We start from the raw sequence: 20,408 nt of genomic DNA, 5'->3' as shown, positions 1-20,408 counted from the left end.
AAATAGGATTCCTATATATTTATAAGTGTTGCTCAATCAAGAGACAAGGGGCGGTGAAAAGAGTTATTTAAAAATCAAATCTAAGCGCTGCTGGCTGGCTTTGAGTGCTGCGGCTGGGGAAGATTTACCTAACAATACAGATTCAATTGCGCGACCTAAATTGTCGGAAATCCGATTATAGCCAGGAAAAATTGGACGCGATCGCCCGTATTTTGCTTGTTCTAAAAAAACTTTCACCTGTGGGAACTTTTGCACAAATTCCTGATATTCGTCACTTTGGCGTGACTTTAAATTTACGGGTAAATAGCCAGTACCTAGTGCTAATTCTGTCTGAAATTCTGCGCTCAAAACATACTCAGCAAACTCAAAGGCAGCTTTTTCTTGTTCTGGATTGGTTTTGAAAAAAAATAAATTCTCTCCACCAATACTAGTAGCAGGTTGTTGAGCAAAGGGAATCGGCAACACATCAAAATCAATACCAGTTGCTTGCAATTCTCCCAAAGACCAAGGGCCGTTTAATTGCATGGCTATCTTACCAGTGAGTAAGTCATTTGTTTCATAACCCCGTTCTGGTTCTGATAACACAGCGACACCATCTGTAATTAAATCACGCCAGAATTGCAAAGCAGCGATCGCCTGTTGATTGTCTTTTAAAACCACTCCTGCAGCAGTTTGTGAATCACCACTGATCAATTCGCCGCTGCCACTCCACATAAACGGTAACCAGGTAAATACCGTAAATTCTCCCTTACCCAAAGGTAGCGCCATGCCATGTTGATCTATGCGTCCGTCACCATTGGTATCACGAGTTAATTTTTGAGCAGTTTGCTGCAACTCCTGCCAAGTTCGGGGTAAGTCAGTCACGCCGGCAGACTTAAATAAACTTGGACGATAGAAAATCCCAACATTATTTGTCGCAAAAGGTACAGACCAAATTTTCCCCTGATATTCCATCGATGCAAATAAATTGGGGTCAATTTCGTCTTTCACTGGTGAGTTTGCCAGCAATTTATCCAAAGGAATTATGGCATCTAAATCTACCAACTGTCCGGCGATCGTGGGATTATACCACAATAAATCCGGCGGTGCATTTCCTACCACTGCTGCTAAAATCTTGGGCATTTGCTGATCCTGTTGCCCAATATAAAGCGACTCTACTTGAATATTTGGGTGAGTTTGATTAAATTTATCTACCAGCTTTTGTAATACATCCCGATTTGGCGGCGGATTCACACCTTGCCATAGGGTAAGATGAAAAACCTGAGCTTGTTTAACACCAGGTAAGATAGTCTGACATGCACTTATAGCTAGTATGCCTACAAGCAAGAATAGTAGGAAACGAGTAAGGTAGTTTGTCATTTGTCATTGGTTGTTGGTCATTTATTATCCCCCTCATCTCCCTCATCCCCCCAGTCAACCGTCAACAATCCCCATTCCCTTTCACAAAATTTATCGAAAATTTGGGTTTAAAACCCCGTAGTTCTACGACGGCTTTTCTTGATTTTGGATGTATTTCTTAAGAACCTCAAGAGGCGCACCCCCAACGGAAGATACAAAATAACTAGGACTCCATAAAGCCTGTTTACCATAGGGTTTAGGGAATCCTGCCTGTCCGTATCTACGACTGGACACCCCTTTGAGTGCATTAACAATCTGAGATATTGAAAGTTTAGGTGGAAACTCAATTAATGTGTGAACGTGGTCTGATTCTCCGTTAAATTCAAGTATTTGAAAATCCATTTTTTTAGCTACTTCTGCAAATGATCTGTGGATTAGTTCAAGACTATCATGAGTAAAAATCTTCCTTCTATACTTAGTAACGCAGACCAAATGTATTTTTAGGTCGGAAACGCTATGCCTTTCATGTCTTAAACCACTTGCCATCTTCGACTGACCAATGTAGAATACCTTAACAGACCAATCCTACCATAAACATGAAGGCTAGGTATCAGTACAGATTCTATCCAACAGACCAACAACGGCAGAATTTAGCCCAGTTGTTTGGGTGTGTTCGGGTTGTTTGGAATGATGCTTTAGCGTTCTGTAAGCAATCTGAAAAACTGCCCGGATATAATAAACTCTCGGCAATGCTTACCCAATCTAAAAAGACTGATGAAAGAAAATGGCTATCTGATGTTTCTTCAGTACCATTGCAACAGTCTCTTAGACATTTAGATACTGCTTACAAAAACTTTTTCAATTCTCTTAAAGGTAAGCGAAAAGGGAAAAAGGTTGGTACGCCTAGATTCAAGAAGAAAACTAACTCACAATCAGCAGAATTTACTGCATCTGGTTTTTCTGTGAAAGATGGAGAAGTTTATTTAGCTAAAATTGGGACAATTAAACCAATATGGTCAAGAGATTTACCTTCTGAACCTAGCTCAGTCACGGTAATTAAAGACTGTGCCAATCGCTATTTTCTTAGCTTTGTAGTAGAAGTTGAACCCAATGTTACTACTGCTAAAAACCAAAGCATAGGTATTGACTTAGGTATAAAAACTTTTGCTGTAATGAGTAATGGTGAAAAAGCTTTAAGCCCTAGCTACTCAAAGCATGACCGCAAGATTCGTAAATTGCAGCGAAAATTAGCACGTCAGCAAAAAGACTCAAAAAGGAGAAATAGAACTCGCATAAGGATAGCTAAACTACACAACCGCATTTCTGATACTAGAAAAGACTTTTTACATCAGCTATCAACCAAAATAGTTAACGACAACCAAGTAATTGTTTTGGAAGATTTAAACATATCAGGAATGGTCAAAAATCGTCAGCTATCTAGGGTAATTATTTTGCAGGGATGGCGAGAATTTAGGAACCAATGCGCGGCTAAATCGGAAAAGTTTAACCGTGATTTTCGCGTAATAGATAGGTGGCAACCTACTAGCCAAGTATGCTCATGCTGTGGTTTTCGTTGGGGTAAAATTGACCTTTCTGTGCGCTCAATTCTTTGTTTAAGTTGCGGTACTGAGCAGGAAAGGGATGAAAACGCATCTAGAAATGTAGAAATGGTCGGCATGGGGCATCGGCACGACCTAAAACGGATGGGGAGCGACTGTCAGACTAGCAACGGTTAGCTAGTTGCTGTGAGCCGTCAAGAATCACTGCCCTGCAAGGGCAGTGAGTATGTCAAATATATCCTAATTTTGAAAGAGAGTTGAGATAATTTGAGATTATGGCAGGACATAGTAAATGGGCAAATATTAAGCGCCAGAAAGCGGTAGTAGATGCAAAAAGGGGAAAAACTTTTACTCAACTGTCGCGGGCGATTATTGTTGCTGCGAGAAGCGGTATTCCAGATCCAACGGGAAATTTTCAACTTCGTACGGCTATTGATAAAGCTAAGGCGGCGGGTATTCCTAATGAGAATATTGATCGAGCGATCGCTAAAGGGGCAGGTACATTTGGCACAGATAATAATAGTTTAGAAGCGATTCGCTACGAAGGATACGGGCCTTGTGGTGTAGCAATTTTAATCGAAGCCCTCACAGATAATCGTAATCGAACTGCTGCTGATTTGCGGGTAGCTTTTAGTAAAAACGGTGGCAATCTCGGAGAAACGGGTTGTGTTAGCTGGATGTTTGCCCAAAAGGGCGTTTGTGTGGTGTCTGGAATAGTTGATGAGGAACTGCTTTTAGAAGCATCTCTAGAAGGTGGTGCTGATTATTATGAGATGAATGAGGATGAGATAGCGGAAGTATTTACCCAGATAGAAAATTTAGAGACTCTCCATCAAGCACTCAAAGACAAAAGCTTTCCGGTGACAGATGTGGAATGGCGCTGGATTCCTAGTAATCATATCGAAGTTGTTGACCCAGAACAAGCGCGATCGCTCCTCAAGTTAATTGATGCTCTAGAAGGCTTAGATGATGTACAAAATGTTACATCTAATTTTGAAATGGCAGAACATCTCATGGCTGCAAGCATTGTTTAACGAAGTGTATATTCTTTGTTATCCATATTACATTTAGTTAAAAAAGACACACAAAATTCATAGCAATTTCAAACCTTTGACATACGCCTATGGGATAGTTCGATTGTCGATTCTTTCAAATCAAGGAGCCTCTGATGAACAAGTTAGCAAAAGCTTTAGTCCTAGCTTTAGTACTTGCAGCCCCCGTCGCTATTTCTGCACCTGAAGTTCAAGCTGCACCAGCTAAAACTCAAACTACAACCACCAAAGCTGAAGCCACCAAAGCCCCTAAAGCAGCTAAAAAGAAATCTACTGTGAAGAAGCATCGTCGTAGTAAAAAGGCGAACAGTAAAGTAACGCCTGTTACTCCAGCACCTAAAAAGTAATTATGTTCTCTGTAAAAACTATATTTAGTCTTGTTCCTAGAAGACACTAGATATTTTTAAGCCTCGCGGTAAATTACAGCGAGGCTTTTAGTTTGAGTTCTTTTTTACGTGAGCTCGACAGATTTCACAGATATATCTCACCTGATTCACGGCAAGCAAGGGCGATCGCTATACTGTTTAAAAAATATGCTGAGAAGATATACAAGTTCGTATTAATTTTAACAATATATTTTAAGTACTAGTAAAATTTTTCAGGCGGAAGTGTTTTTGCCGGGTAACTACTTTAGGCTTGAGCATAAGCTAACTCGTTCGCTAAAGAATTTATGTCTCCCCGGTATCTAGAGCGATTATTGCAGATTGATTCATTGCTGAGAACTACGCAGAGGCTAACAACTCCAAGCCTTGCTCAAGAGTTAGAAGTGAGTGAGCGGACTATTCGTAGTGACTTGGCTTTTCTGCGCGTTCGTCGCAGACGTTGGCGCAGCCATCGCTTTCATGCACCTTTGGAGTATAGCTCTAAGTTGGGTCATCATTACACTGATCCAGAGTGGCGGTTGCCAAGTATTCCTTTAACGAAGGGTGAACTGTTTGCCCTGACTGTTGGCGCAAGAATGTTAGAAGCCTATGCTGGTTCGCCTTATGCGTTGCAATTACGAAGTGCGATCGCCCGCTTGAGTGAACGTTTACAAACTTTTGTCAGTATTTGTCAACCCATCGCCATCGAATTGTCAATTATGATTATTATCAAACCGAAGGTATTTGCTCTATTGGTTCTGGTGCCATCGAGTCTACTATCAAACAGATAGATCGGCGATTAAAAATCTCTGGAGCACAATGGAATGAATCTAATGTCTCTCAAGTCCTCAAGCATCGCTGTGCTTATCTTAACGACAAGCTTTAGGTGTTACTAGTTCTTTTGTTCTAACAAAGTTGAGATGCTCCCAGTAATTACTGATGATTTGTTACCAAAATTAGAAATTACTCCTAACACAATCTTTCAACGGGCTGGGCTAAATTCCTAAGAGAAAAGCCTTGGCGATTGGAAATCGCGGATACACAGACGAAACCCACTTGCGTGGGTTATAAAATGCTAGTGTGGTATCAAATTATATTCGTCCAATACTTTTCAAATATCCTCGAAAATCCCGTTTCCTCTGATGAGGAATGGGAAGAATTATTTCTCGAAAGCGAAGAATTAGGTTTACGCGGTCGGCTGGATGCTCTCCGGACACGTGACGGGCAAACAATCCCCTACGAACACAAACGCGGTCGCTGTTATCGTGATGAGAATAAGCAACCCTTCGACTCCGCTCAGGGCAAGCCCCAAGCTTGGGAGAGCGATCGCCTACAAATTCTCGCCTATGCTTATCTGTTAGAATCAGCCTGGGGAATCACAGTTAAAGAAGGTCGCATTCGCTACCATGCTGATAATGTGTTAGTTCACGTACCGGTGGATGATGCCGGACGGACAGCAGTTAAAGAAGCAATTCAACAAGCACGCATCCTCAGACAATCGACACACAGGCCACCAGTAACTAATAACGAACGATTATGCGCCCGTTGTTCTTTGGCTCCTGTCTGTTTGCCAGAAGAAGCGCAACTTGCCCATGATAAAGAGTGGCAACCAATTCGCCTGTTTCCTGAAGATGATGAACGGCAAGTAATTCACATTTTGGAACCTGGAACCTGTGTTAGGAGAACAGGAGAACAAATAAAAATTACCCGTCGCAATCAACCTGTAGAGACAGTTCCGGCTCGTCAGGTGGGGAATTTAGCCGCACTATATTTTAGTGCCTTACCCTGTTTGATTTCACCAGAAATGCCCAAGGAACTGCACTTTGCTGACAGAAATCGCCGTCCGCCTCAAGATAGGTTCAATGCAATGCTGAGTTTTGGTATGCTTTGTTACTGAAAGATGTAATGAATGCCATCTTGACTGTTGGCTTAGAACCTGCTTTAGGTTTTTATCATCAACCTCGTTCACAAGCTGCACCCCTGGCGCTAGTGGTTTGTCAATAAAATTGCTACCTGATTTGTTACGACATTCGCGATCCAAAACGCTGGCGCAAAGCTTAAAACTTACTTCAAGGTTATGGAGAGAGAATGCAATACTCAATTTTTCGCTCTTGGCTGAGTATGCGATCGCGTGAAAAGTTACGCTGGGAACTCGAACAGATTTTAGCCCCAGAAGATAGCCTACTTTTGATTCGTTTATCCCATCAGTGCGTTGCCAGCATCCCAGCTTATAATCGTTCAGGAGCTTGGTCATCCCAAGATGAAGCATACCGCATTGTCTGATGCATGGATCTCTAACTGGGAAATCCTCAGACACAAGAACAGAAGCGGGAAACTCTTATTGGGCTTGCAATTCCAGATTTTGAGCTAGACTGGAGGTGCTTGCATTTTCTTCTAACCATTCAAAAGCTAGGCAATTCAAGGGTTTTTCAGATTGTCTACTATCGTTAGTGATGATGCCGTTAAGCTTTAAGTGAAAACCGGGTTATTTTGTTGCTTCCTTAAACAAGGTGCTTGTATTATCAGAAACGGATGCTTTGAGAAACAGTTGTAGATAGTATTTAGCTGGCGATAAAACTGAGTTAGTCGAAGCAAAAAATATCGAAATCTATATATAAAATTTACACAAGCGACAAAACAATGACACATTATTTTGCGATAGTAATATTATCTGTTATTAGATGAGAGTATAAACTTAAAATAGTGAGTTAAGTTAGCTTCATCTCTACTCTTGATTCTAGTCTTGGCTACCTTAGCAGTAGATGTAAGATTTATCGAATTTAGGATAATTCACAGCAAACTTAATAAGAATCATTACCCTGTTAAACTCTATATTTCATAGCAGATATTTACCTAATCACTGATTTTCCTGTAACTACACACTATACCATTTTGACCCACTGCTACTCACAGTGGGTTTTTTATCAATAAAATTGTCAATCATCATGAGTTTCTAATTCTTCCATGAGTGATTGACAATTTCATTGAACTTACACTTGCATAATTTAGATTAGTTACTAATTGCTAATACAGCAGATTTCAACTTCATCAGGTACAGAAATACCCCATCTGCGCTATCGCGCACCCTCCCCTTACCAAGGTGAGGGTTAGGGAGGGGTGTACTTACGTACTTGCAAAACGCTGTAACTAACCAATTAATTTCTGCCAAGAAAGATTACCAATAATCCCGTCGTCAACTAAACCATTTTGCTTTTGGAAGCTTTTAACCTTCAACTCCAATACTGAATCATAGACACCGTCAATCTGGGAACCAAAACGATATTCTAAGTATCTGACAACTGGGCCACCAGCATGATTTTGTCTGATGATGCGTTTGGCTAAAATCAGATTAATTGCATCCCACGTAGCCTTATCGGCAGATCCCGTTGGTGGGAGTCCCACAATAGTCTGAAATTTTGCTGTTGCAGAGTTTGTTGCAGCACCAGCTAAATTATCTTCTAGTAAGGATTTACCGTTTTTATCGGTGACTTTTAGTCGATTTAAAGCTTTTTGTAGTCTGAGAATTGTCGTGTCTGCATTCTGTTCCTCATCTGGTACGGGGGTTACAGGAGTAGTTGGCAATTTACCTGTTAAGCCTTTAACTATGGCATTGGCCATTGCTTCTGGGTTATACAGATCCATATCTTTTTTAGAATCTAGGAAGCAACCTTCTACAAGTATCGCGGGCATATTTGTATTTCTCAAAACAAATAAGTGGGAACCACTCTTAACCCCGCGATTAAAAAATCCTAATTTGACGATTTCATCTAATACAGGCTTGGCAATTTTATTGCTGGTGTTACTAATAGCAAATACTTCCGTGCCGTTCGCTTGTCCATTGAAGCAATTAAAATGAATGGAAACGTAAATGTCCACTTTGCTAGCATTAGCTTTATCACATCTTTTGGAAAGGGAATCGCGTACTGTACTAGCGCTAGTTGGTCTACAAACTACAACTTCATGCCCTAAAGCTTGTAATTTGGCTATGACTCTATTTCCTACATCTAAAGTTAGATTATCCTCAAACTTGAATCCTTTAGCACCTGTGTCTGGAGGACAATTATGCCCACTATCAATTCCAAATTTCATTTTTTTATCCTCAACTCATTCTTATAATAGTTTAATTTTTTCACTTTGATTGTGCAGATACTAAACACAATTTAACTTCCAACCTTCCTTTTATTTAAGATGAGGGAAACATCTCTTTTTTAGATCACAAAACTTAGCTGTGAGAAAGGGTTTGAAGGCTAAAGTTAATTGTTCGGTTGTTAATATCTACCTGACTGGAAAAAGTTCTGAGTAATGAGTGCCAAGTCGGAACTACCCATTCCTGATTCCCGATTCCAGATTTTCTCTGCCCCATTCTCAATAAGTGTATTTAAGTGAATGTGAATAGGATATTGACCATAATAAACCTTAGTAGTATAAAATAAAACTTAAGATTCCGGTAAAGATGATTGATAAAAATCTCATATATATTCAGCTAAATCACCTCACACCACCGTCATTCTTGTGACTTGCGGTGTCTCTCATCTGGTGAAAGGACGAATAAACTATGGGTAGATGTTTCCTCACTCAGCCAGAAAGCACGTTTAAGATCAAGGTAAAGAAATATTGCGTAGCTTACGGCCATGAAACGGATCGTCTTGATTGCTGGGTTTGAATCATTCAACGCTGACTTGTATAGAAAAGCGGCTTTTTTAGCTAATTCTCGCTGTGGTGAGTTAGATATTCGGGTATTTAGCGATCGCAATATTACCACCAACCCAGAGGAAGTAGCAGCAGCACTGAAAGACGCTGATGTTTTCTTTGGCAGCTTACTATTTGATTATGACCAAGTTGTGTGGTTACGCGATCGCATTGCCCAAATCCCCATCCGGCTTGTGTTTGAGTCAGCCTTGGAACTGATGAGTTTAACCAAGCTGGGAGATTTTGCTATTGGGGACAAACCGAAAGGAATGCCCAAACCAGTTAAATTTATCTTAGACAAATTCAGCAACGGACGAGAAGAAGACAAACTCGCCGGTTACATCAGCTTCCTAAAAATTGGCCCCAAACTCCTCAAATATGTACCAGTGCAGAAAGTGCAAGACTTACGCAACTGGCTAATTATCTATGGTTACTGGAATGCAGGCGGTTCAGAAAACGTCGCCTCATTATTCTGGACATTAGCAGAAAAATACTTAGATTTAAAAATCGGTGATATTCCCCAACCCATCGAAACCCCCAACATGGGTTTACTCCATCTCGACTATCCAGGTTTTTTTGAATCGCCAAAAGCATATCTGGAATGGTATCAAAACCGTAAAGACGCGATGAATCGCGTCTCTACAAAACCTGTTGTGGGAATTCTGCTTTATCGCAAACATGTCATCACCAAACAACCATATATTCCTCAACTCATACGCCGTTTTGAAGAAGCGGGGTTAATTCCCTTGCCCATCTTTATTAATGGTGTCGAAGGACACGTAGCAGTACGGGACTGGATGACAACCAACTACGAAATTCAACAACGTCAACAGGGTAATATTGAAACTCCCTCACTTTCCCTAGAAGCCGTTAAAGTCGATGCTATTATTTCCACCATCGGCTTCCCCTTGGTAGGTGGCCCTGCTGGTTCAATGGAAGCAGGGCGTCAGGTAGAAGTAGCCAAACGCATCCTCACCGCTAAAAATGTCCCCTACTTCGTCGCCGCACCATTATTAATTCAAGATATCCACTCTTGGACACGCCAAGGTATCGGCGGCTTGCAAAGTGTCGTATTATATGCTTTACCAGAACTGGATGGGGCAATTGATACCGTTCCCCTCGGCGGCTTGGTGGGCGAAAATATTTATCTGGTTCCCGAACGGGTAGAACGGTTAATTGGTAGGGTGAAAAGCTGGGTAGCTTTGCGACAAAAACCCGCCTCAGAACGCAAAATAGCCATTATTTTGTATGGCTTCCCCCCTGGTTATGGGGCTGTGGGTACAGCTGCATTATTAAATGTACCGCGTAGTTTAATTAAGTTTCTCCATGCGTTGGAAAAAGCTGGTTATCACGTGGGGGATTTACCAGAAGATGGGGAAGAGTTAATTCACTTGGTGAAAGCAGCAGATGAGGAGAGTCCCAATACTGTAAACGCCCGCACACTAGAAAAATGGTTGGGATATCTCCGCACTTCTCGCATTGAAAAGCAATGGAAATCTCTGACAGGAAGTGGAATTAAAACTTATGGTGATGAGTTTCAAATTGGTGGTGTGCAGTTCGGAAATGTGTGGATAGGTGTACAGCCGCCTTTGGGAATTCAAGGCGATCCCATGCGGTTAATGTTTGAGCGAGATTTAACACCACATCCTCAATATGCTGCTTTTTATAAATGGCTACAAAATGAATTTCAAGCTGATGCTATAGTTCATTTTGGGATGCACGGTACTGTGGAATGGTTGCCCGGTTCTCCTCTTGGCAATACTGGCTATTCTTGGTCAGATATTTTGTTAGGAAATTTGCCTAATCTATATATATATGCAGCGAATAATCCTTCAGAATCGATGTTGGCGAAACGTCGCGGTTATGGGGTGTTAATTTCTCACAATGTCCCGCCTTATGGACGTGCTGGTTTGTATAAGGAATTGGTATCTTTGCGGGATTTGATTTCGGAATATCGAGAAGATACGCAAAAGAATTATCTGCTGAAGGAAGGGATTTGTAAGAAGATTTTAGACACTGGTTTAGAGTCTGATTGTCCGTTTGAGGACGCGAAAAAGTTGGGTATTACCTTTAGTCCAGAAAATATCACAATGTTTAGTAATCATGCTTTTGATGATTATCTGGTGAAGTTGTATGAGTATTTGCAGGTGTTAGAAAATCGGTTGTTTTCTTCTGGGTTGCATACATTGGGAGAAAGTCCGAGTGAGGAGGGTTTAGCGGGGTATTTGGAGGCTTATTTTGGAGAAGAATCACCAATCGACCAAGAAGAGAAAAAACTAATTACAGATTTGTTGATGCAATCTACTGATGAATTAACAAATTTACTGAGAGGTTTAAATGGCGAGTTTATTCCGCCTGCGCCTGGGGGTGATTTGCTGCGGGATGGGGCTGGTGTTTTGCCGACGGGGCGGAATATTCATGCTTTAGATCCTTATAGAATGCCTTCAGCAGCGGCTTATGAAAGGGGACGAGAAATTGCTCAAAAAATTATTGCCCAGCATTTACAAGAACATCGCAAATATCCGGAAACTGTGGCGGTGATGTTATGGGGTTTAGATGCAATTAAAACTAAGGGTGAATCGTTGGGAATTCTTTTGGAATTAGTAGGTGCTGAACCTGTGAAGGAGGGGACTGGGAGAATTGTTCGTTATGAATTAAAGCCTTTAGCTGAAGTGGGACATCCCCGGATTGATGTGTTAGCCAATTTGTCTGGTATATTCCGAGATAGTTTTGTAAATATCATCGAATTATTGGATGATTTATTTCTACGGGCGGCTGATGCTGAGGAACCGGAAGACCAAAATTTTATCAGAAAACATGCTTTAGCTTTAAAAGCCCAAGGGGTAGAAAATGTATCGGCGAGATTGTTTTCTAATCCTGCGGGTGATTTTGGTTCTTTGGTGAATGATAGAGTTGTGGATGGTAACTGGGAATCTGGCGAAGAGTTAGGTAATACTTGGCAAAGTCGGAACGTGTTTAGCTATGGTAGACAAGATAAAGGTCAAGCTAGACCTGAAGTTTTGAATACTTTGTTGAAAACAAGCGATCGCATAATTCAAGAAATCGATTCTGTAGAATATGGTTTAACCGATATTCAAGAATATTACGCTAATACTGGTGGTTTGAAAAGGGCAGCAGAAAAGCAAAGCAATAAGAAGGTAACTACCAGCTTTGTTGAGAGTTTCTCGAAAGATACTACACCCCGCAATTTAGACGATTTGCTGCGAATGGAATACCGCACGAAGTTAGTCAATCCCAAATGGGCGGATGCAATGGCGAGTCAAGGTTCTGGCGGTGCATTTGAAATTTCTCAACGCATGACAGCCTTAATTGGTTGGGGCGGTACTGCTGATTTTAAAGATGATTGGGTATACGATCAAGCCGCAGATACTTACGCTTTAGATCCAGAAATGGCGGAGAAGTTACGCAAAGCAAATCCTGAAGCTTTCCGCAATATTTTAGGCAGAATGTTAGAGGCACATGGGCGCGGTTTCTGGCAAGCTGATCAAGATAAATTAGATAAGTTGCGTCAATTATATGAGTTGACAGATGAGGAATTGGAGGGAGTGACAGTTTAGTAAATTAGGAATAGTCAAGGCTGAAAAATTGGCGTTGCTGATTGAGAATATAAATATATCTCACGCAAAGGCGCAAAGACGCAAAGGTACAAAGAAACTTACCTGATTCAGCAACGCCGAAAAATTCATTTTATAAATCTACAAAGGAGATTGCTGTGAGCCAAACTATTATTGATTCTAATATCAAATCGGGAACTCGCAGAAAAAAAACTTACCAATAAAAATTAATCGCTAGGGAAAAATCATGAAGTTTCTAATTACTATTTTCCAAGATGAAGATGGAATTTTTATTGCTGAATGTCTTTCTATTCCTGGTTGCGTCAGTCAAGGAAAGACAGAACAAGAAGCTGAACAAAATATTCAAGAAGCAATCAGGGAATGTTTAGCAGTGAGGGCTGAAAAAGGAATGCCTTTGACTGTAAATATTCGTGAAGTGGAAGTGTCTGTCTGATGGCTGCAATACCAATATTAAAGCCTTCGGAGGTAATTAAGACATTTGAGAAACTTGGTTGGGAAGTTGCGCGTCAGCGTGGTAGCCACATTATTCTTACAAAAGAAGGACACCCAGCTACACTTTCAATACCAAATCATAGCGAAGTGGCTCGTGGTACTTTGCGAAGTTTAATTGCTAAAGCAGGAATAACTCTCGATGAATTTTTGCAGGCTTTGGAAAATTAGACCTGCCTTAAAAATAGGGCATTGGGCAGAGTATCTTTCGGCATTAACACAGTTCTGTAATATAATTTTGTAGTACTGTAGTTAGCTCTTCCTTACTCAATTTATTTTCAGCTACTTGCATTGTTAATTCATAAGCTTGTTCTGGTGTCATATTAAGTTCATAATCATTAATATTCAAAAATGTCACCATAACATCAAAAGCGGTTCGCTTGTTCCCATCTACAAAAGCATGGTTATTAATAATGTGAAACAAATATGCTGCTGCTTGTTCAAAAATTGTAGGATGTAAAAATTCTCCTCCGAAAGTTGCTTGAGGTTGAGAAATGGCAGATTCTAACAAGCCTTCATCACGTATACCAAGTAAGCCACCATATCGGTTAATCTGCTTACTGTGTATACTTAACACATCTTGTTTTTCTATAAATTTAGGATTATGCAAGATTTTTGTAAACCCAATCCCATTTTTTCGTTGATGCTAAAGAAGTCAGCATAGTTTCTGATTCTTGGGGCGTGATGTCTCCCAAGTCCAAACCACTAACTTCTTCTTCAGATAATGCGTTCACTCGTAAACTAGCTTGGACTAGTGATTGTATGAGGTGTTTTAGGGATTGCAATATAATATATGTATCTTCATTCTCATCACCTTCATACCCAGATGCAATTTTTAATGTTTGGTATATATTTATAAAGTCTTTCGCCATTATTTTAAAGGTTTCTTTACCGTCTTTATTCAAAAAGAAGTACCAGTATTCACCTGCAATTTCTTTGAGAATAAAATTGCATTTAACACAAAGCAAAACTGCTAATTCACCTTGTTTGATTTTCTCATTTAACTGCTCACGCAGTTTAGTAAATCTATTAAGGTTGTGCTGAAACTCTTTAAACTCTTCTCGAAGCTGACTGAGAGATATTTTTCTGCTATTTGCTAACTCAAGTATCTCTGCCATTACTTCATCCTGAGGGTTAGGATTATTTAAGCATCCCTGAAGTTTTTCTAACTGCTGCTGAATGCTTGCGATTGTTTCTTGTGGGAATACGAAGCTGTGTACCATTATTTATATACCTGGTTTATTTACTTTAACCAAACTTTGTCTCTATCAAATATTTTTCGGTCGCCGTAGCTGTTTAGAATTAATCGGCCCCAGCAGTTGGTTCAAGCTACGCAATTGTTCAGCCGTACCCATGCAAATCAGGGTATCCCCTGGCATTAAAACAGTGTCGCCAGTCGGTCCACCAATTAAATTACCATCAGTACGACGAATGGCGAGAACTAAAGCCCCGGTTTGCGATCGCAATTTCGCTTTCTGTAAACTTTGACCTACAAAGGGACAATATGCTGGGTCAAGTAGAAATTCTTCCATATACATCTGGCGGTCAGCACCCGTGAGGATACCATCCACAAAATCCAACACCTGGGGTCTGAGAGCCGCTGCAGCCATCCTCTTGCCGCCAGTGATATAGGGTGATATCACAGCATCTGCACCGCCCCGCTGTAGCTTTTGTAGAGCCTCTTCTGTACTAGCTCTAGCGATCGCCCGAATTTCTGGATTCAAAGTTTTCGCTGATAATACTGTATATAAATTTTCTGCATCTGAAGGTAGGGCTGCGACGATACAAATTGCCCGCTCAATCCCCACTTTCAAAAGTGAGTCATCTAGTGTAGCGTCTCCCTGAAAAACCGTATAACCTGCTATTTGCGCTCTTTGTACTGACTCCACCTCAGAATCAATCACTACAAAAGGTACACCTTCTGCCCAAAATTCCTTAGCAATTTGCCGACCAGTGCGGCTAAACCCACAGATGATGTAATGTTCTGACAAGGATTCCATTAAGCGCCTCTGTTGCCGTAATCGAATTCCTTCTTGAAAGTATCCTTGAATCACAGCTTCTGTGAATCTATTGACAATATAACCGATACTGACTACACCCATTAAAATCAAGGCAATGGTAAATAACCGTCCGCGATCGCCCAATGGGTGTATTTCCCCAAATCCCACAGTTGCTAAGGTAATTACTGTCATATAAGCTGCATCTGCCCATGACCAACCCTCTACTAGTCGATACCACAAAGTACCAATCAAGGAAACACCGCCCAGAGCATAAGCCCCAGCCATTAATTCCTGTTGGATACGTTGATATTTTTGTTCAGGCGTTGAATACAAAATTCTTTCTCACCTCTGTCACTCGTATGAGAATATCTGAGGGCTAACCCCAAACAAACAAAAAATTATCAGACTTTTTTAAGAATTTCTAGGAAACTAGTAGATAACTATATGAATGATCAAGGATTATCAAAAGGAGCGGTAGTGAGCATAGAAACCCTAGTTGGAGAAGCCACCATCCCCCCAAAGAGAGATTCTTTGGCACTTAGTCCCTTCGATACAGATAGCTTCGATGAGGCTGTCATGTCTACCTATGCCCGGTTTCCCTTAGCCCTAGAACGGGGTGCAGGATGCCGGGTTTGGGATACACAGGGGCGAGAATATCTAGACTTTGTGGCAGGAATTGCCACTTGCACCTTAGGACACGCCCACCCAGCTATGGTAGAAGCGGTAACACGCCAAATCCAGAAACTGCATCATGTCTCTAATTTGTACTACATTCCGGAACAGGGTGAATTGGCAAAATGGATTGTGCAACATTCCTGCGCCGATCGCGTATTTTTCTGCAACTCTGGTGCTGAGGCTAACGAAGCGGCGATTAAACTAGCACGGAAATATGCCCACACTGTTTTAGACATTGAACAACCGATTATCTTAACCGCCAACGCCAGTTTCCACGGGCGGACTCTAGCGACAGTTACCGCCACCGGACAGCCTAAGTATCAAAAATACTTTGATCCCTTAGTTCCTGGTTTTCAATACGTACCTTACAACGATGTTAATGCGATAGAAGCAGCAGTAACTGAGCTAGACGAAGGTGATTACCGTGTCGCCGCAATTCTCATCGAACCATTGCAAGGAGAGGGCGGCGTTCGTCCAGGCGATCGCGCTTACTTCCAAAGGCTGCGGGAAATTTGTGACGAAACTGGCGTGTTGCTGATTTTCGATGAAGTACAAGTGGGGATGGGGCGCAGTGGTAAGTTATGGGGTTATGAACATCTCGGCGTTGAACCGGATATCTTCACCAGTGCTAAAGGACTCGGTGGCGGTATCCCCATCGGTGCGATGATGAGCAAGAAATTCTGTGACGTTTTCCAACCAGGTGAACATGCTAGCACCTTTGGCGGTAATCCTTTTGTTTGTGGAGTGGCGCTGGCTGTCTGTCAAACAATAGAAAAAGAAAATATATTACAGAATGTAGAAGCTAGAGGCGAACAGTTGCGAGAGGGGTTAAGAGCGATCGCCCTCAAATATCCCAATTACATCGCTGATGTCCGGGGATGGGGTTTAATCAACGGTTTAGAGTTAAAAGCCGACATCCCGCAAACCGCCGCTGATGTCGTCAAAGTTGCCATAGAGGAGGGTGTATTACTTGTCCCCGCAGGGCCAAAAGTCCTCCGGTTTGTCCCACCACTGATTGTCACCGAGGCAGAAATCAATATAGCTTTGCAAGCTGTTGATCATGCGATTGCAACTATCACCAAATAAGTTCTCATAAGTTCGTAGTATCTGTAGGGTGGGCATTGCCCAACGCCACTCCTCTCAACGCGGGAAACTCCTCCGGATTCGGCAGTCCACCCGGTGCTTCGGACGCACGTGTGGCTGCGCTCACCGCGCACGAGGGTAGCTCCCCTACGTATTTAGGACTTACGCAACTGGCACTGGATATTTTCGTCGGTGTGACGCTGTGACAAAACTCTGTACGTAGACTCAGGACTTATAGCGTCACGCACCAATTATCACCATTTTCCAAAGGTGGGAGAGTAGAAAGCAGAGTCGCGGAAGCATCAGTATTACAGGGGTTTCAGTGGTTGCCACCGTCCAAAGTAACAACCACTGAATATAACTAATAATATGTATGCTCATTACTAAGCAAGTTTTGTATCATGGCTGTTACACTGTGACTCGTAAAGGTGGGAATCCAAATATTAAAGACCACGGTTTCACTACCGATAGAGATGAGCCATTATCCGAAAGGCTGAATATTAGGATTACCAAGACAACCAATGAACAGCTAAAAGAACTAGGTGACGAAAAAGCTGAATTCTGTAGGAATGCCATCAATAAGGCACTAGATGAACGTAACAGCAAAGGTAAATAACTTAATGTTTGCGCTCTTTCTTTGCGCCTCTGCGCCTACTCTGCGAGAACGGCTTCGCCGAATGCGTGAGAAAAAACAATTTATGCACCTAGTGGTTTGTCAATTTTGTTTTGAGGGGTTTTTGGTAGTGCGGGCCGAAAAGCCCGCGTGAGCGAGACGCTCACACTACAGTCCCTCATTTCAACCCTGACAGACTACTAGTACGCCACGGCGTAAATCAAGCTACCATTCTAAAACCACAAAAAGCCCACAGTATATTTCTTACTTTCATACTTCATACTTCATACTTCAGCCTTCTTGTACTAGTATATTATCCACCGGATGCTGCCCATAATAAGGCAAAGCCTCAGCCCAATGAGGACGCTTACCTTGTTGCCATTCTAAATCAGCCAATTCTAAAATACTTGTCACCATCGCTGCCAACCCAGATGTAGCTTTAATTAATTGATAACTATCATTGCGATTAGCTAAAGTTTCCTGCCATGATTCTGGTGTGAACACAGTATCTGGTAATAAAGTTATGAGTCCAGAAGCATCAGGATGAGGTTGATAAATAGCACCAAAAATTTGACCCCGTTGTGCTGGCATTTCTACAGCGATCGCCTGATTATTTTGACTCTTACCTTTTTCATTCCAAGCTACTGCTGCTAAAGTAGAAATCGCAAATACAGGAATATCTAATTGTTGCCCCAAAGTCCGAGCTAGCACAACCCCAATCCGCGTTCCTGTAAAACCACCAGGCCCTTTGGCTACGGCTATAAATGATAAATCTACCCAAGTTTGCGGTTCGATAAATTCTATTAAATATTGATGTATTTGACTGGATAAATCACGCCCTAAATTCCATACATGAGAGCGAGTTTCACCTACAAAATTACTCATTGCTAAACCTAACTCAGGTGTGGTTGTGTGCAGTGATAAACCATATTTTACTGTTTTTATATTTTCTATTTTAGTAATCAAAGTAAATTTAAATATCTATTTTTTTAGTGTTGACAAATTTGATTTTTTAAATAATTATTTAGCCCGTCAAAATCATGGCTACATATATTATTTTTAGGGTTTGCGAATATATCCCCATTTACCACCCACAAAGGATACTTTTCCTTGTTCTTTGTCTTGTTTCAATTCTCCACCAATATTAACTAATGCCATACCTTGAGCAAAAGGTTTAGCAAAATCGAAACCTGGTGGAATTACAAACTCACCAAACTGATTAATATATCCCCATTTACCTCCCATTTTAGCAGGGGCTAATCCTTCTGAAAAAATATCGGCTTCGTCAAATTTGGCTTCTATTATAAAATTTCCGTTTTTATCTATATATCCTAATTTATTCAATCGTTTAACTAATGCCAAACCTCCGGAAAAATTTGTGGCATCATCTAACTGAAATTGAATTATAATTTGACCTATTTTATCAATATATCCCCATTGATTAGCTATTCTTACGGCTGCTAAGTCTTCAGAAAATGATTTAGTATCATCAAATTTAGCAGGAATAACGATTTTGCCTGTTTTATCAATATATCCCCACTTATCGGCTAGTTTTACAGATGCCATACCTGACGAAAATGATTTAGCATCATCAAATTGTAAGGAAATTATCAGCTTGCCAGTTTTATCAATATAGCCATATTTATTATTAATTTTTATTAAGGCTATTCCTCCTGAAAAAGGTGCAGCACTATCAAACCGGAGGCGAGTGATAAGTTTTCCTATTTTATCAATGTAACCCCATTTGTAACCCATTTTGACGGCTGCTATCCCTTCGGAAAATGGCTCAACCCAATCAAATTCTGCCTTTAGGCTAACTTCTTGTGATGTATTTATATAAGTGAAACTTCCATTTATGCGTCGATGAGTAAAGCCATATTTTTTAATTTCTTTCTGATCAAATTTTCCAGGAGGTTGAGAGTAACTCCCTGATTTGAGAATATTCGCTAAAGCATTATTATCTTCTCGCAAGGCTTCATAAAAAAATAAAACTTCTCCCTGAATACCAACAGAACGGTTATAGTTTATTACTTGGACTAAATGTTCCGGAGTAATCCGATATGTATTTTGTTTTAAAAGTACACCAGGAATTAGTTGTGGCAATTGTTGTTTAGTAAATTGATTAACTAAAAGCCGATCTATATCTTTTTTATAAAGTTCAAATTCTCGATAATATAATTGTGGATGAATTAAATCGACTAATCCCAAATTCACCCAAGCTTGAGAATCTTGCAGGTAGTTTTCATAACTCCAAGGATAAGCACTCGGCGCAAGTGAAATAATTAATTCCGGATTTATACTAATTATTTCGCGGTAGACGCGGGTTAAAAAATTGGAAAGAATATCAGCACGCCACTGTAACCATTGTGGATCTTTGAAATTTGCAGGCGGCGGTTGATTAAACTCTTGCTGATAGCGTTCAATAGTTTTTGGCTCATAACCACCTTCACTGGGGAAAGCAGGAAAGCGATCGTCGCCTTGAATCCCGGCAATTTCATAGTTTTTAATGACTTCTAAAAATAAACTTAATAGAAAATTTTGCACTTCGCTATCAAAAGCATTTAGCCACTCAAAACCATTTTTAACAAGTAAATTACCAGCAGAGTCACGCGCCGCCCATTCTGGCTTTTTAGCAATGATTGTACCACCATTTTTCTGATAGGAACTAGCAAAGCCATATTCAAACCAAGGGATAACAGCAAGATTCACTCGTTTGGCTTCGACAATTAATTCGGCTAAAGGATCTCTATCTTGAAATCGCGGATTGATTTCTATCCCAAAGTTTTCCCGCATAACTCGGCTGGGATAAGTGGTGACGCCGTTATTCCAGACAACAGGAAAGACTACGTTAAATCCTGTTTCGGCGATAAAGTTCATCGCTTCGGCAATATTTTTTCTAGAGTTCAGGACTTGGCTAGCTGTTGTAGTGATCCAAATACCGCGAATTTCCAT

Annotated in this window: 16 protein-coding genes and 4 pseudogenes; 12 read left to right on the top strand and 8 right to left on the bottom strand. The window is 40.9% G+C overall.

The window, feature by feature from the left end; genetic code table 11:
- Nucleotides 1-63: 63 nt before the first annotated feature.
- Nucleotides 64-1,359 (bottom strand): ABC transporter substrate-binding protein, encoded by a 1,296-nt coding sequence (locus CAL7507_RS04170; RefSeq protein ID WP_015127173.1) that lies wholly within the window; start codon nucleotides 1,357-1,359, stop codon nucleotides 64-66.
- A gap of 123 nt (nucleotides 1,360-1,482) precedes the next feature.
- Nucleotides 1,483-1,884, bottom strand: a complete 402-nt coding sequence (gene tnpA / locus CAL7507_RS04165; RefSeq protein ID WP_015127172.1) for an IS200/IS605 family transposase — start codon at nucleotides 1,882-1,884, stop codon at nucleotides 1,483-1,485.
- 50 nt (nucleotides 1,885-1,934) lie between these two features.
- On the opposite strand from tnpA, the gene CAL7507_RS04160 reads away from it, so the two are divergent.
- From CAL7507_RS04160 to cas2, 7 genes and pseudogenes are all read left to right on the top strand, one after another.
- On the top strand, nucleotides 1,935-3,074 hold the full coding sequence (locus tag CAL7507_RS04160; RefSeq protein WP_015127171.1) for an RNA-guided endonuclease TnpB family protein: 1,140 nt from the start codon (nucleotides 1,935-1,937) through the stop codon (nucleotides 3,072-3,074).
- 98 nt (nucleotides 3,075-3,172) lie between these two features.
- Nucleotides 3,173-3,931, top strand: coding sequence for a YebC/PmpR family DNA-binding transcriptional regulator (locus CAL7507_RS04155; RefSeq protein WP_015127170.1), 759 nt, complete (start codon nucleotides 3,173-3,175; stop codon nucleotides 3,929-3,931).
- Nucleotides 3,932-4,065: 134 nt separating this feature from the next.
- Nucleotides 4,066-4,296, top strand: coding sequence for a hypothetical protein (locus tag CAL7507_RS04150; protein ID WP_015127169.1), 231 nt, complete (start codon nucleotides 4,066-4,068; stop codon nucleotides 4,294-4,296).
- A 323-nt stretch (nucleotides 4,297-4,619) separates the two neighbouring features.
- Nucleotides 4,620-4,745: pseudogene (locus tag CAL7507_RS32945) on the top strand (HTH domain-containing protein); the annotation flags it as partial.
- A gap of 239 nt (nucleotides 4,746-4,984) precedes the next feature.
- A pseudogene (locus CAL7507_RS32940) lies at nucleotides 4,985-5,197 on the top strand (ISKra4 family transposase); the annotation flags it as partial.
- Between the two features lie 186 nt (nucleotides 5,198-5,383).
- Nucleotides 5,384-6,315: pseudogene (gene cas4, locus CAL7507_RS04140) on the top strand (CRISPR-associated protein Cas4).
- A 72-nt stretch (nucleotides 6,316-6,387) separates the two neighbouring features.
- Nucleotides 6,388-6,594, top strand: a pseudogene (gene cas2, locus CAL7507_RS04135) (CRISPR-associated endonuclease Cas2); the annotation flags it as partial.
- Between the two features lie 864 nt (nucleotides 6,595-7,458).
- Here the strand turns inward: cas2 and CAL7507_RS04130 are convergent.
- Nucleotides 7,459-8,400, bottom strand: coding sequence for an N-acetylmuramoyl-L-alanine amidase (locus CAL7507_RS04130; RefSeq protein WP_015127168.1), 942 nt, complete (start codon nucleotides 8,398-8,400; stop codon nucleotides 7,459-7,461).
- A gap of 542 nt (nucleotides 8,401-8,942) precedes the next feature.
- Between CAL7507_RS04130 and bchH the strand changes: the two genes are divergently transcribed.
- The 3 genes from bchH to CAL7507_RS04115 all read left to right on the top strand — a co-directional run bounded on the left by bchH (nucleotide 8,943) and on the right by CAL7507_RS04115 (nucleotide 13,256).
- Nucleotides 8,943-12,578 carry a magnesium chelatase subunit H gene (gene bchH, locus CAL7507_RS04125; RefSeq protein ID WP_015127167.1) on the top strand — a complete coding sequence of 1,212 codons (3,636 nt, stop codon included), beginning with the start codon at nucleotides 8,943-8,945 and terminating at the stop codon, nucleotides 12,576-12,578.
- 244 nt (nucleotides 12,579-12,822) lie between these two features.
- The gene (locus tag CAL7507_RS04120) at nucleotides 12,823-13,029 is read left to right on the top strand and encodes a type II toxin-antitoxin system HicB family antitoxin (RefSeq protein ID WP_015127166.1); all 207 of its coding nucleotides are present in this window, start codon (nucleotides 12,823-12,825) and stop codon (nucleotides 13,027-13,029) included.
- Nucleotides 13,029-13,256, top strand: a complete 228-nt coding sequence (locus tag CAL7507_RS04115; protein ID WP_015127165.1) for a type II toxin-antitoxin system HicA family toxin — start codon at nucleotides 13,029-13,031, stop codon at nucleotides 13,254-13,256. The genes CAL7507_RS04120 and CAL7507_RS04115 overlap by 1 nt, the downstream gene beginning before the upstream one ends.
- A gap of 43 nt (nucleotides 13,257-13,299) precedes the next feature.
- Here CAL7507_RS04115 and CAL7507_RS04110 read toward each other — a convergent pair whose 3' ends face one another.
- The 3 genes from CAL7507_RS04110 to CAL7507_RS04100 are packed head-to-tail and all read right to left on the bottom strand — an operon-like array spanning nucleotide 13,300 to nucleotide 15,418.
- Nucleotides 13,300-13,695 carry a type II toxin-antitoxin system death-on-curing family toxin gene (locus CAL7507_RS04110; RefSeq protein ID WP_015127164.1) on the bottom strand — a complete coding sequence of 132 codons (396 nt, stop codon included), beginning with the start codon at nucleotides 13,693-13,695 and terminating at the stop codon, nucleotides 13,300-13,302.
- A complete protein-coding gene (locus CAL7507_RS04105; protein WP_015127163.1) occupies nucleotides 13,688-14,308 on the bottom strand; it encodes a hypothetical protein in 621 nt (206 codons plus the stop codon). The genes CAL7507_RS04110 and CAL7507_RS04105 overlap by 8 nt, the downstream gene beginning before the upstream one ends.
- 45 nt (nucleotides 14,309-14,353) lie before the next feature.
- On the bottom strand, nucleotides 14,354-15,418 hold the full coding sequence (locus tag CAL7507_RS04100) for a TrkA family potassium uptake protein (RefSeq protein WP_042341177.1): 1,065 nt from the start codon (nucleotides 15,416-15,418) through the stop codon (nucleotides 14,354-14,356).
- Nucleotides 15,419-15,562: 144 nt separating this feature from the next.
- Here CAL7507_RS04100 and CAL7507_RS04095 point away from each other — a divergent pair, with 144 nt between their 5' ends.
- Both CAL7507_RS04095 and CAL7507_RS04090 read left to right on the top strand, forming a co-directional pair.
- Nucleotides 15,563-16,846: an aspartate aminotransferase family protein gene (locus CAL7507_RS04095; RefSeq protein WP_042341791.1), complete on the top strand. Its 1,284-nt coding sequence runs from the start codon at nucleotides 15,563-15,565 to the stop codon at nucleotides 16,844-16,846.
- Nucleotides 16,847-17,216: 370 nt separating this feature from the next.
- Nucleotides 17,217-17,459, top strand: coding sequence for a hypothetical protein (locus CAL7507_RS04090; protein WP_015127160.1), 243 nt, complete (start codon nucleotides 17,217-17,219; stop codon nucleotides 17,457-17,459).
- 288 nt (nucleotides 17,460-17,747) lie between these two features.
- On the opposite strand, the gene tsaB is transcribed toward CAL7507_RS04090, so the two are convergent.
- Complete coding sequence (tsaB, locus tag CAL7507_RS04085; RefSeq protein ID WP_015127159.1) at nucleotides 17,748-18,422, bottom strand: tRNA (adenosine(37)-N6)-threonylcarbamoyltransferase complex dimerization subunit type 1 TsaB; 675 nt, start codon at nucleotides 18,420-18,422, stop codon at nucleotides 17,748-17,750.
- A gap of 93 nt (nucleotides 18,423-18,515) precedes the next feature.
- On the bottom strand, nucleotides 18,516-20,408 hold the full coding sequence (locus CAL7507_RS04080) for a WG repeat-containing protein (protein ID WP_015127158.1): 1,893 nt from the start codon (nucleotides 20,406-20,408) through the stop codon (nucleotides 18,516-18,518).

Origin of the sequence: Calothrix sp. PCC 7507 (assembly GCF_000316575.1) — a bacterium.
In the GTDB taxonomy this organism is placed as follows: domain Bacteria; phylum Cyanobacteriota; class Cyanobacteriia; order Cyanobacteriales; family Nostocaceae; genus Fortiea.
The sequence above is the reverse complement of the archived record's forward strand: the minus strand, read 5'-3'. Positions and strand labels throughout refer to the sequence as shown.